The organism is Mucilaginibacter sp. RCC_168, from assembly GCF_041355315.1.
Classification (GTDB): Bacteria; Bacteroidota; Bacteroidia; order Sphingobacteriales; family Sphingobacteriaceae; genus Mucilaginibacter.
Window position 1 is genome coordinate 66,467 of record NZ_JBFUPN010000028.1, and the last position, 12,663, is coordinate 79,129.

Below are 12,663 nucleotides of genomic sequence, written 5' to 3' on the forward strand. Positions count from 1 at the left end.
CAAGGCAGCTTAAAGAATGATAGAATAGGTTAATTTTTTTTGAATAGGAATGATAAGCTCTTGCTTCCCTCCCGCATCACGAACAAGGGCTTTAGCGCCTCCAGCGTCATCAATACGGATATAGTACGATTGGTCGTCAATAGCGTATAATCCGTTTCCAAGCGTTTCGATATTACCCGAAGCCAGGTGATAAAACAGGCCATCCACAGCATTGGCAAGCGTTATTTCCCGGTGGATACCCTGCCCTTTATCCATCAAAGTACTGGCATCATTTACCGGCACACCATAAATAATATATTTAAAGGCTGGCACATCGTCGGCATTTAATACATAGCCTTTAGGTTTATAACCGGTACCTGCGGTATCCAAAGCCCAGGCGGTATTGGCATCATGGAGCTTTTCGATAGCCGGTACCGGCTTACCCAAATATTGAACAGAACCAGCCGGACGGGATGAGCCATCGCCCCTGTCATGCCACATCGGTGTAGCATCCAAAAAGCTGCCACGCCATATCGCCACTATCATCCCTTTATCCAGATCATAAGTATAATTCAACAATCCAGTACTGCCTACATTTACGCCATGGGTAACCCTGATACCTCCAGGCAGATCAGAAAAACTGCGAACAATAGGACTTGAAGCAGCATTGATCAAAATAGGATCAACCGGGTCATTGTTACTTACGTTGGCATCACTTAGCAGGTACTCGCGTACTCCTGGACCGGCTACAGTAAGTCCCAGGGCTGGCTTTGCCCAATCAACGGTTTTTGAATAGAATAATTCAAACGGATGATCGCCGGCCTGCAGTTGTATTTTGCCCTTGCCCCCGTTCCCGGTCAATGCCACAACGTCGGTACCATTAATACGAAATAGACCTTTTCCACCCGGCACACTTAGGTTAAAAGCATACTCGCCGGTTTCCTTAACCTGGATATTACCGGTATAGCGCATTAAAAAATCGTTATTCAGTTTACTTTGATTGGATGACAACACAGGCGAAGTCCCTTCCGACTCGGGCTTTAGCTTTTTATATCCATCCATGGCAATATCCCCACCTTTGTAAACCCAATATTTCAGGTTTGAAAGCGTGGGCTGCGGCTTATCATAACTAATTATGCTGATATTGCGGAAAGCTACCGCGCCATGATCACCCTGCAAACGCAGCGGACCGGTTGCGGCCTCTCCCTTATCAAACGCCCCCCTGGTTGGACCGCTAAGGTCTACATTGTCCTGGATCAAAACACCATTCAGCCAAATATAAAGTACTTTGGCATTGGAGATCTTTTGCCCCTTACCATCAAAGCGTGGCGCCTGGAACGAGATTTTTATATGCTGCCACAAACCTGGCGCACGGCTGGCATTTTGCCTTGGCGCATGGCCATCATAACCCTGCTGACCATCTGGTTTGCTGTCATCCCAGCGCTCGTAAATACCACCGTTATCGCCCGATTTTGGGTTTACTGTTCCCCAGCTATCCAAAAGCTGAATTTCATACCGACCCTGCAAATAGATGCCGGAATTTGATCCTTTGGCCATCATATAATCAAGCTCCAGATCGGCATCACCATAAACAGTTTTGGTAAACAGGTCTTTCGCACCCTTTTTTCCGGGCAGGTTTACCAAAATTCCGGTACCATCTTTAACGGTTAAAATTTCATCCTGCATAAGGTCAGCCTGTGCACCGGCTGCAATTTTCCAGTTTGATGAAGGGTTATCGAAAAAAGAAAGGTCATGAAGAGATACCGCGTTTTGCGCCCTGAGTTGCTGGCAACCCAACAGGCAAAAACACACTATCCAAAACTTTTTCCGCCCAAATAGTTTAGGAAATTGATTAAAGCAATCCATCGATTTTTAATATAATATGATTTATTGGTTATCGGATAATAATAATACCCGACTTACACTGGCGATGCCAAGGTAATTATTTTTAACAATCGATTGCGAAAAATTAAAAAATAAGCTGAATTTAATTTCACATTGCTCAAATGCTGAATATTGAATGGTAGATATTTTCTTACTGACAACGGCCGGAGGCCAGGTATATCCGCCACTTGGCTAGAGCTGAGCGACTGCAAAGAGAAATTCTTCGCTGTTCGAAGTCTCTGACTTCGGACGACTATGTCTGTAGTTTAAAACTACAGCTGTTGACAGATTCAATGTTTTCCTGTAGTCTTCAGACTACAGGCATAATAGTTCGAAGTCAGAGGCTTCGAACAGCGCGAGCAAAATGATCGATTTCTACAGCGGCCGGAGGCCGGATAATAACGTCACTCGGCTGGATCTGAGCGACTGCAAGGAGAAATCCTTCGCTGTTTGATTTTCTGACTTCGAACAGCGCGAGAAGCCTGGGGTCGTGCGATTCCCTCCCGTGGGATTACTGTGTGGACACATCTCGAAAACAACCGACAGGATAATATGCTCCGTTAGGAGCTATCTATTTGTAGCACTTAAAATTTATACCCTTTGCCTCGTAGAGGCTACCCATAATAGCAAATGCGATTATCTGCTAATTAGAAGGTTGCACCTACGGAGCAATCTTGTTTTTTGATTTGATCTGCTACAAACAGATAGCTCCTAACGGAGCATAGCAACTTGTGTATACACGGTAATCCCACAGAAAGAATTTTAGGACTCCATGACGGCTACCTTTTTCTGGATTCCTGACTCTTACCTCTTGATTCTTGACTCTTATCTCTTGACTCTCTCTCCTTACATCCATTGCAGCATTTCCAGTTTGAAGCCTATTTTGTGCATTTCCCATACTTCAACGGCGTATACGCCAAACTCTTCTACTACTTTGCCGGTCATCCGGTAAAAACCATCTCCCTGGAAAGTGTAGCGTTTTAGGGATTCGGGCCAGTGTACGGTGTCGAGCCAGTCGCCGTGAGGGTCAAGGAAGGTGCCGAAGTTCATGATCTCGCGTTTAATGGTGTTCGATTCTTTGATGGCCACCAGTTGCCCGAGTATCTTCACCGTTTGCCCCAGCTTGTTGGACAGGTCTTTTACATAAGTGAGGCCCTGCTGGTCATCATCAACCATCGGGAAGGTATCTGTAAGGGCAAAACCCAGGATCTCGATCTCATCAAAAGCATCCTGCAACGGGCGACTGCTCAGTGCCGGCAGCTGAAAATCAGCCACAGGCTCATGGAACAGGGCCACCGTAACAGGCTGATCTTCCTGTTGTTTCTGAAAAAAGTTGGCCCGCCACAGCAATTCCTGCTTGCTGATGCCGGTAAAGCGCAGCGCTCCGATCCTGATCAGGATATTCAGCTGCTCCATACCGGGTTGGGTACGTTCCATAAAATCTTCCATGCTAAGGTAGGGGCCATTGCGCTGGCGTTCGGTAATAATAGCCTCCAGCAAGCCGGCGGTGAGTCTTTCAATATGTACCAGGCCCACATATACATCGGTGCCTTTAATATTGGTATAGGTATCACTTTGGTTTACGCAGGGTGCATGCAGGCGTGCGCCGGCCCTTTTTAGCTCGTGAAAATAAAAGGGGGTGCGGTAAAAGCCGCCAAAATTATTGATCACCCCTACCATAAACTCCATCGGGAAATAGGTTTTAAGGTAAAGACTCTGGTAGCTCTCCACCGCGAAACTGGCCGAATGAGCCTTACTGAACGAATAACCGCTAAAACTGGCTATCTGCCGCCAAACCTCCCTGCTGATATGGGGCGGATAACCTTTTTGTTTACAATTGCTGAAGAATTTGCCCTCGATCCTGATCATTTCCTCGTTACCCCGGTACTTGCCCGACATGGCCCTGCGCAGGATATCCGCCTCGGCCATATCCAGGCCGCCAAAATGGTGAGCTATCTTGATTACATCCTCCTGATACACCATAATTCCAAAGGTTTCCTTCAGCAGCTCCTCCATTTTGGGGTGCAGATATTGTACCTTGTCCTGATTGTGATAATTATAAATATAGGCCTTCATCATACCCGATTGCGCCACGCCCGGCCTGATGATGGAACTTGCCGCCACCAGGGTGAGGTAATCATCGCACTCCAGCTTCATGAGGAGTTGGCGCATAGCGGGGCTTTCGATATAAAAGCAGCCAATGGTATCGGCCCGGCGAATCCTGTCGGCCACCAGCGGATCTTTCATAAAATCATCAACCCGGGTAATATCTATGTCGATCCCTTTGTTTTGTTTAACCAGTTGTATGGTATCCTTAATATGCCCCAATCCCCGCTGACTCAGGATATCCAGCTTAATCAATCCCACCCGCTCGGCCCCGAACATATCTACCTGCGAGGTGGCAAAGCCTTTCGGGGGCATTTCCAGCGCGGTATACTGGTGAATAGGTTCTTCGGATATCAGCATCCCGCCGGCATGTATGCTCAGGTGGTTTGGGAAATCCTGCATCAGCCTGGCATATTTCAGGATAACCTTTTGTATGCTGTCTTCCTTAAAAGTGGCATTCTTGTTTTTAACCAGTATGTCTATTTCTTCTTTGGGTAGTCCCAATACCTTACCCAATTCGCGGATGGCGGCCCTGCGCTGAAAAGTACCGTGCATGCCCAGCAGGGCCACATGATTTTCGCCATACTTGTTAAAAATATACCGGATGATCTCGTTCCGGTCCTTATGGCTAAAATCCATATCAAAATCGGGCGGCGAAGTGCGGAATTTATTGAGGAAACGCTCAAAGTACAGGTCCAGTTTGATGGGGTCGACATCGGTTATTTTTAAATTATAGGCGATGATGGAATTGGCGCCGCTGCCCCGGCCTACATAGTAAAAACCTCTGTCGCGGGCAAAGTTCACTACATCCCACACAATCAAAAAGTAAGAGTTAAACCTCAGGTCGTTAACTACTTTTAATTCTTTTTGTACCCTGGCTTCAATCACCGGGTCATCGGGATAGCGTTCCTTCATCCCGGTTAAAGCCAAATGTTCCAGCAATAGGCGGTCTTCCTCTAACGAATCGGTATAGGTTTGTTTGTTTTTGTCCGATTTTGGGTCGATGACCATTGCTGTGCCGCAAGCATCTATTACTTCCCGCGTGCGGCTGATGATGGGTGGGTACTGACTGAATTTCTCCATTAGTTCCTCTTCGGTCATAAACATTTCATCGGGCGATGCTACATCCTCAGGCGATAATTTTGATAGCAGTGTATTCCCGTCGATGGCCCTTAAAAGCCGGTGCAGGTTAAAATTTTTTTTATCCTGAAAAGTTACCGGCTGGCGGATGATGAATTTTTCGGGATGATCTTTTACGGGTACGCTAAACAGCTTGTTTACCTCGCTTGGCCGTACGCCTATCAATTCATTATCCTGTAACTCCCGGGGCTGTAATGTACCCAGGGCATAAATAATAAAAACATCCTCATCAAAAACAGGCCGTGCTGGAAAGAGTTGATCGGCCATTTTATAGCGGGACACAAAACGGTTAATCTGCATCAATCCCTGATCGTTACGGGCTATCAGCAGGTAACAAAAGCGTTTATCGTTATGAATTTCGCAGCCTAAAATTGGTTTAATGCCGGCTTCGCGGCAATAATGTACAAAGTCCCAGGCATCGGGGTTGCCGTTAATATTGGTGAGGGCCAGCGAGCCAATGCCCATTGCCTTTGCCTGCGCTATCAATGCTTTGGTTTCATACGTACCATACCGGTAGCTGAACCATGTTTTGCAATTAACGTACATAACGCTCCTTTTCTATGGCATTGAGCTGCTGGGCTATAGAGCGATGTACGGCATCCTCGCCAAAACGCTTGCGGATATGATCCATCGCCTGGTAAAGCCGGATGTTTTCTACCGTATCATTAAACAGGTTGATCTGGTATTGCCCCTGCACCAGGTGGCTTAACCGCACACCCAGCAAGCGCACCAGCTGCCGGCGGTCATACACTTTTTTAAAAAGCTCTTTAGCGGTTTGCAGCAGCACATCATCAGACGAGGTATAGCTGATCACGGCCTGTTTGGTCTCGGTATTAAAATCAGAATACCGCAGCTTAATGGTGACGCAGCCACAGAGCTTTTTTTGCTGCCGGAGCTGAAAGCTTACCTTCTCGGTCATGCGTACCAGTTCGCGGTGTAAAAACTGGATATCGATGGTATCATTCTCAAAAATTTCTTCGGTGCCGATGCTTTTTTGTTCGGAATACGGTATTACCGGACTTTCATCGATACCATGCGATCGGCGATGCATTTCGACACCTTGCTTACCGAAACGGCTCTGCATCATGGGTTGTGGTATCTCGCTTAAAATTTTAATGGTAGTTACCCCCATTTGCCTCAGCAGCGACGATGTTTTTTCACCCACGCCCGGCAGTTTTTGCACCACCAGTGGGGCCAGATATGCCCGCTCGGTACCAAAAGGCACTTCCTTGTGACCGTTGGGCTTGTTTTCATTAGTGGCTACTTTGGAGATCAGTTTATTGGAAGCCAGTGCATAGGATATAGGCAAACCTGTCTGTTTGGCGATGCGCTGTTTCAACTCGCTCATGAAGAGGCTGCAGCCAAAGTAGCGGTCCATCCCGGTAAGGTCGGCATAAAACTCATCAATACCGGTTTTCTCATACAAAGGCACCTGCTCGCGGATGATCTCGGTAACATCGCGAGAAAGCTGGCTATAACGATCAAAATCGCCGTTCACAATTTCGGCAGCCGGGCAAAGACGCCGGGCTATTTTCATGGGCATAGCGGTATGTACGCCAAAGGCCCGGGTTTCATAACTGCAGGAAGCTACAATGCCCCTGTCGCTCAAACCGCCAACAATAACGGGCCTGCCTATCAGCTTACTGTTATCCAGCCGGGCCACGCTCACAAAAAAAGTATCCAGATCCAGATGTGATATAAAACGACGGTCGGCCAGGGTTGTCATGTTGATTGCTGTAAATACAATGCTAAATTACTAATATTTTTAGCAATTATCATGCAACACCTATGCCATTTTTTTGTTAAATTATTGTTATTGAGGGGAATAAAAAGACGAACATCAAAATCGTACCCTGGACCGGTGCATTTAAAAGCCCCACGCTGTCCGAAGTCTCCGACTTCGGACAATTATGCCGGTAGTTTTCAACTACCGATACATTAAACCAAGCTAAGTATTGTTACTCGTTCTCCTGTAGTCAGAGACTACAAACATAGCCAATCCGAAGTCAGAGACTTCGGACAGCGGAGTGTGTTATGCCGCGTTTAAACACACCCCGCCATTACACCATCCGTCGCTCCCCCTCTCAAGAGGGGAGCTAAAAACCCGCTATAAACAAACAACAGCCGTTACATTGCTGTAAGCGGCTGCTCCTAAGTTATTATCCCTAATTTATAACTTATTATCTTGCTCCTGCTATTGCAGGTTCATAAACTTATTCATAACGGTTAACATTAATGAGCTGTAGCGTAATAGATTTAAGTAGCATTGTTTTTTCATAAATATTCTTTGGCTTTTTGTATGGTCAAAGATATTTTGATCGCTATCAAATATAGGCAGGGTTACTACTGAAATAACCTTCGGGATTTACTGTATCTGATACGTAGTTTTACGCATGCGAAAGCTGAAAGCCTAATGCAGAAAGCGGAAAGCCAAACGCTCTGCTTCTATTTATATCGAACACTGAACATCCAATATCAAATAATGAATGGAAGAATCCGGTGTTGGAAATTCGAAATTCACTATTCGATATTGTTAAATACTTAATTTTTTGCAGCTGCGGGATGTGCATTCAGGTATTGATATAACTGGGCCCCGGTAAGCAGAAAAGCGCCTACGCCATACACCTCGGTACTGTTTTCGGTAACGGCATCCGGGCTGGCGCCTATACGCTGTACATAGCCCAGCATCCCATCGGCATGAACCGACGTTGCCAGCGCCGCCCAGGCCTTTTTCACTACAGGCCAGTAGGTTTTGTTATCCAGCAAACCATGGTTAAGCCCCCAGAGCAGGGCATAACAATAAAAGCCGGTACCACTTGTTTCTTTAACCGGGTAGCTTTCCGGATCGAGCAGAGAGGCATGCCAGCTGCCATCGGGTTGTTGCAGCGAGGCTATCTTAGCAGCCATATCGTGGTAAAGTTTTTCGAATTTAACTTTGTCCGGATAATTGGCAGGCATGTTTTCCATTACCCTTACCAGGCCGGCCAGTACCCATCCGTTACCCCTCGCCCAAAAGATCTTCTTACCGTTCTTTTCTTTTTTATCCAGGTAACTGCCATCCCTAAAATACAGGTGTTCGGCAGGATCATACAGATAATCGGTTGTTTTCCACCAAAGTTTTGTTGCTGTATTTAAATATTGCGGGTTGCCGGTAGCTGTGCTCAAATAGCTTAAAGCTGTTGGCCCCATAAACAGCGCGTCGCACCAGGCCCATTCCCTGGAGGCTATACGGTTTTTCCACTCCAGCGATTCGTCATGCGGTTTATTCACAATACTATCGGCCAGCAAAGTAAAAGGCGCTATCATTTTTTTGTCCTTGTATTTTGCATACAATAAAGAATAGGTTTGGCCTATACAATAATCATCGGCCATAAAACGGTCGCGCCCGGTATTCCAGCCCAGATCATTGCCAATATTCACCAGCGTGGTTAAGTATTTCTCGTTGTCTTTAATAGATCCCGTTAGGTATTTCTCATTGCGTTTCATAGATCCCAGCGCATAAATTCCGGTATAACAGGCAGCGTTTGTCCAATCGACCTTGGCGTGTTTAAAACCGTTGGTATTCCAATCGTTGATCTGCCAATCGGCCACCCGGCGCATAATATTGAGTATATATGCTTTCTGCAGCAGCGAATCCTGTTTAACAACCGGCCCTGTGGCATAGGTTTTTACACCCTGTATCAGGAATAACAGTACCAACAGTAACGAGCAGGCACGTTTGGATTTTAGCGGGAAGATCATTTTTATGAGTTTTTAGGTTAGGCTTTAAAGATAAATATTTTGCCCAAAATTGATCACTTCACCACCGTAGCTTCCAATTCAACTTTTAGTGTTTCAAAAAGGCTTTTCACTTCTAACAGCGTGAGCGATTGTTTGATGCCATGTTTAGCCACCCAATCCTGAAAAATTTGAAAATTGGGCCAAAGCTCCTCGGTAGAGGTTGTGTAGATATTTAGCCTGACGATACCTTCGGGTTTGTATCCGGCCTCGCTAATCACCTTTTCCAGGTTCTGCAGGGCTTTAACTAATTGGGTTTTCATATCGTCGTTACTGGATACGCCATCGTCGCTAATGGCTGTCTGTCCCGAAATATAAAGGGTACTTTCCACGTGTTTTACTTCAACAGCCTGTACATAGCTGCGCTTATCCTGCCATTGCCAGGGATTAATAATCCTTTTTTCCATCTTATTGGTGTTTTTAGTTTGTGCCCAAACAGGCACCGTAGTTATTAATAGTAATGCTAAAAGCTTTGCTGTTTTTTTCATGATCTCTGTTAAAAATCCATAAGGCAAAACTGCGCATAACACCCGGAATGGAGGGTTGACAAACCTCACGATTATGATGTGAGAAATGTCACACTAAAAACTAAGAAGATAACCGGCTCAGGGTTTCACGCGAAACTCCCAGATAAGCAGCCAGCAGACTTTTGGGCACCCGCTGAATGAGAGAGGGATATTGTTTAAGCAGCTGTTCATAACGCTCCTTGGAGCTTAAGGTGAGCCAGGATATAATGCGGCGCTGTGATCCGATAAAACCAAAATTGGCCTTCTCCAGAAAAAAACGCACCATTTTTTGGAGACCATCGCATAGCTTTTTGTAATTATCGAGCGAAAGGCAAAGCACTTCGGTGTCTTCCAGGCATTCCAAAGAAAGGGTTGCTTTGGTTTGGGTGTAAAATGCATAAAAATCACTTTCCCACCAGTCTTCCATAGCAAAAGAAACAATATGTTCCTTTCCATCATCATCAGTATAAACCAGTTTTAAAAGTCCGGAGAGCACAAAGTAATGATGCTTTACCGCTTCGCCTTCCTGTATCAGGAATTGATGTTTCTTATACTTTTTGGCAGTAAAATGGCTCCATACAAACGCAAACTCCTCATCGGTAAGCGGCACTATTTTTTCTATATGTTTCCTTAGTATCTCCTGCATGTATAAGCAATTTATTATTGAGGCGTAATAATCTGTATCCCGCCTTCACCGGCAATAATCGCTTTGGTAGCCATGCCATAAAACAAGGAATGCTCCACTATACCGGGGATCATTTTTACCCGGATGTTGAGCTGTTGCCATTGCGGCAGTGCATTAAAGCGAATGTTAGCCAGCAGGTTACCATTATCAGAAATAACAGCCCCGTCTTTCTGATCGCCCATGCGTAATTTAATATCGGCATCGGGATAGGCCGACCGGAGTTTAGCCAATACGACCTGTAAAGCCTGTGGCAAAATCTCGATCACCAATGGATAAGTGGTATTCAATCGCGGTACAAACTTGGTATCATCCCCCATTAAAACAAACTCAGCAGCCATCGAAGCGAGGATCTTTTCGGTGGTATGGATCCCGCCGCCGCTTTTGAGGGCATTCAGCTGTTGATCGAACTGATCGCAGCCATCAAAATAGAGATCCAGGTGTTTTACTGCGGATGCCGACTTTACGTTTAAGCCCTGCTCCTGCAGGTAGCTATTGGTTTTGAATGATGATGACACCAAAACAACCGAGCGGGCCAACTCCGTATCCTGTGCTATCATCCCGGCGAGGTGCAAAACCGTTGTGCCGGCACCCAAACCAACGGTTTGCCCTGTTTTTATAAATTTAAAAGCGGCTTTGGCAGCCTCCAGTTTATGATCAGCCATGTGCTTTAATTTTACGGCAAGATACTTTATATCCCTGCAATAAAAAAAGCATTGATGCCGGCCACGTCCGAAAGATAAGTAGCCATGCCTGCTATCTTGCCATCACTCACTTCAAAAACAATGGCTACCTGCTCGTCCAGGATCAGATCGCCGCGGCTTGCGGTGTTATGTAAAGACAAGGTGAAACCATTAAGACCGATCAGGATATGTTTCCGATCGAAATTAACCCCGAAATGTTTAAGGCCCTGTGCCCGCTTGATAATGGCCCCGGCCCCATTTGCCGGACCGGATAGTAAGCTTGTGCCAGGCAACGTCCAACTGGCATCAGCGGCTAATATGGAGTGCATGGTTTCCCAATCATTATTTTTTAGTGAAGTAATAAAAGTGTTGGCCAGCTGTAGTTTGTCATCATCAGATGGCAGATCGCTATTTTTCATTGCTGCTTAGTTTAATGGTTCTGCTAAAGGAAAATCAACCGGAATTTCTGTTGCAGCAAAAACATAATTGGTAAATACCCGCACGGTAACCAGACCTATCAAATCTATTAAGGCGGCTTCATTAAAACCGGCGGCATAAAAATCGTCCAGGGCTTTCTGATCGGCATGGCCTTTATTTACGGTGATAGATTTGGCCAATTGTAATATGGCATCCAGCTTATCGTCGTTGATCTTGCCCCTTCTTAGGTCGAGGGTTTCTTCTTTGGTAAAGCCATTTTTTATGGCGGCTAAAGTATGCCCTGCCAAACAGTAGGCACAACCATTTATTTCTGACACCACCAGGGCAATGGCCTCCCTTTCTTTGGGACGGAACACACCATGATTCAAAGCGCCTTCAAAATCCACAAAGCCTTTTAAGGCATTTTCGGAATAACCCATAGTGGCATACAGATTGGGAACTTTACCCATACGTTTTTGATACTGATCAAATATAACCTGCGATCCGACACTTACCTGATCCCGGGAAGGAACTTGTATTGTTTTCATGATATTAATTTTTGTTTAATCAAAGCTACATCCGTTTTCAACGCCCCAACATGGACGAATGTGGCTATTGCTTGGACAAATCTGCCACAATGGAGATCCCGGTTTTATCGCGAAAGGTTTGGGGCGATACCTTGGTTACTTTTTTAAAAACACGGCTAAAATAAAATTCATCCTGAAACTGAAGTGCGTAGGCTATTTCCTTGATGCTTTGCCGGGTTAAGTGCAGTCGTTTTTTAGCCTCCAGTATCAGGCGCTCCTGGATCAGTTGCGAAGGTGTTTTTTTAAAATACCGCATACAGCGCTTACTGAAATTATTGGGCGTTATGGCTAATAGCTGCGCATAATCGTTGGGTTTGTGCAGGGTAAGATAATGCTGATCCAACAATTTGCTGAACTGTTCCATCTGCTCATCTTTTTCTTTACGATCCTGATGGTTTTTTATCAGTTTTATTTTGATGGAACTTGATTTAGCCAGGAACAATTGCAGATATGCCCGCAGTACAATCTCCGAAGGCGAATCCTGCCCGAACTCCTGGTCAACATCGGTTAATAGCTGCTCAAAAACCCGCGCATCGGTATGGGTTAACTTAACACAGGGTTGTATATAAATATTGTTAAACAACAGGCCATTGCAGGCCACTTCTTCCCGGTGATATTCAATACAATAAAAATCGGAGTGAAATTGCAGCATGGTTAACCTGGCGGGTTTGTTATGCTCCAGGTAAATAACCTGCAAGGGCGTGGAGAATAACAAAATAGGGCCCGAGTAATTGAATGTACCAAAGTCAGCATGATAAACGCCTTCCCCTTCGGGGATAAACAATATGGTATATTCAGAGAACTGGGCCGGTGAACTCAACAGATCCGTATCGGCGTTTTTTAACCCGATCAGATACTCGCCAGCTCTTGAAAATACTTCTTGCATTAATTTATAATAAGCC

Annotated in this window: 10 protein-coding genes; all 10 read right to left on the reverse strand. The window is 45.5% G+C overall.

Annotated elements, in window-relative coordinates:
- Positions 1-9 precede the first annotated feature (9 nt).
- The 10 genes from AB6735_RS23765 to AB6735_RS23810 all read right to left on the reverse strand — a co-directional run bounded on the left by AB6735_RS23765 (position 10) and on the right by AB6735_RS23810 (position 12,647).
- Positions 10-1,845, reverse strand: coding sequence for a family 16 glycoside hydrolase (locus AB6735_RS23765; RefSeq protein ID WP_370998610.1), 1,836 nt, complete (start codon positions 1,843-1,845; stop codon positions 10-12).
- Positions 1,846-2,709: 864 nt separating this feature from the next.
- Entirely contained in the window at positions 2,710-5,655 is a 2,946-nt protein-coding gene (locus tag AB6735_RS23770; protein ID WP_370998612.1) for a DNA polymerase III subunit alpha, read from the reverse strand.
- Complete coding sequence (dinB, locus tag AB6735_RS23775; protein ID WP_370998613.1) at positions 5,645-6,835, reverse strand: DNA polymerase IV; 1,191 nt, start codon at positions 6,833-6,835, stop codon at positions 5,645-5,647. Before dinB ends, AB6735_RS23770 begins: the two co-directional genes overlap by 11 nt.
- An 815-nt stretch (positions 6,836-7,650) precedes the next feature.
- The gene (locus tag AB6735_RS23780; RefSeq protein WP_370998614.1) at positions 7,651-8,850 is read right to left on the reverse strand and encodes a glycoside hydrolase family 105 protein; all 1,200 of its coding nucleotides are present in this window, start codon (positions 8,848-8,850) and stop codon (positions 7,651-7,653) included.
- A 53-nt stretch (positions 8,851-8,903) separates the two neighbouring features.
- Positions 8,904-9,374, reverse strand: a complete 471-nt coding sequence (locus AB6735_RS23785; protein WP_370998616.1) for a RidA family protein — start codon at positions 9,372-9,374, stop codon at positions 8,904-8,906.
- Positions 9,375-9,474: 100 nt separating this feature from the next.
- Positions 9,475-10,038: a Crp/Fnr family transcriptional regulator gene (locus AB6735_RS23790; protein ID WP_370998617.1), complete on the reverse strand. Its 564-nt coding sequence runs from the start codon at positions 10,036-10,038 to the stop codon at positions 9,475-9,477.
- Positions 10,039-10,052: 14 nt separating this feature from the next.
- On the reverse strand, positions 10,053-10,739 hold the full coding sequence (gene rpiA / locus AB6735_RS23795) for a ribose 5-phosphate isomerase A (RefSeq protein WP_370998618.1): 687 nt from the start codon (positions 10,737-10,739) through the stop codon (positions 10,053-10,055).
- Between the two features lie 26 nt (positions 10,740-10,765).
- Complete coding sequence (locus AB6735_RS23800) at positions 10,766-11,176, reverse strand: nuclear transport factor 2 family protein (RefSeq protein WP_370998619.1); 411 nt, start codon at positions 11,174-11,176, stop codon at positions 10,766-10,768.
- A gap of 6 nt (positions 11,177-11,182) precedes the next feature.
- Positions 11,183-11,722 carry a carboxymuconolactone decarboxylase family protein gene (locus tag AB6735_RS23805; protein WP_370998621.1) on the reverse strand — a complete coding sequence of 180 codons (540 nt, stop codon included), beginning with the start codon at positions 11,720-11,722 and terminating at the stop codon, positions 11,183-11,185.
- Between the two features lie 64 nt (positions 11,723-11,786).
- Positions 11,787-12,647 carry a helix-turn-helix domain-containing protein gene (locus AB6735_RS23810; RefSeq protein ID WP_370998622.1) on the reverse strand — a complete coding sequence of 287 codons (861 nt, stop codon included), beginning with the start codon at positions 12,645-12,647 and terminating at the stop codon, positions 11,787-11,789.
- Positions 12,648-12,663 lie beyond the last annotated feature (16 nt).

What these genes read in the sequence shown, in the direction of transcription:
- AB6735_RS23765 (WP_370998610.1), bottom strand. Translation starts at nt 1,845, where the DNA reads ATGGATTGCTTTAATCAATTTCCTAAACTATTTGGGCGGAAAAAGTTT.
- AB6735_RS23770 (WP_370998612.1), bottom strand. Translation starts at nt 5,655, where the DNA reads ATGTACGTTAATTGCAAAACATGGTTCAGCTACCGGTATGGTACGTAT.
- dinB (WP_370998613.1), bottom strand. Translation starts at nt 6,835, where the DNA reads ATGACAACCCTGGCCGACCGTCGTTTTATATCACATCTGGATCTGGAT.
- AB6735_RS23780 (WP_370998614.1), bottom strand. Translation starts at nt 8,850, where the DNA reads ATGATCTTCCCGCTAAAATCCAAACGTGCCTGCTCGTTACTGTTGGTA.
- AB6735_RS23785 (WP_370998616.1), bottom strand. Translation starts at nt 9,374, where the DNA reads ATGAAAAAAACAGCAAAGCTTTTAGCATTACTATTAATAACTACGGTG.
- AB6735_RS23790 (WP_370998617.1), bottom strand. Translation starts at nt 10,038, where the DNA reads ATGCAGGAGATACTAAGGAAACATATAGAAAAAATAGTGCCGCTTACC.
- rpiA (WP_370998618.1), bottom strand. Translation starts at nt 10,739, where the DNA reads ATGGCTGATCATAAACTGGAGGCTGCCAAAGCCGCTTTTAAATTTATA.
- AB6735_RS23800 (WP_370998619.1), bottom strand. Translation starts at nt 11,176, where the DNA reads ATGAAAAATAGCGATCTGCCATCTGATGATGACAAACTACAGCTGGCC.
- AB6735_RS23805 (WP_370998621.1), bottom strand. Translation starts at nt 11,722, where the DNA reads ATGAAAACAATACAAGTTCCTTCCCGGGATCAGGTAAGTGTCGGATCG.
- AB6735_RS23810 (WP_370998622.1), bottom strand. Translation starts at nt 12,647, where the DNA reads ATGCAAGAAGTATTTTCAAGAGCTGGCGAGTATCTGATCGGGTTAAAA.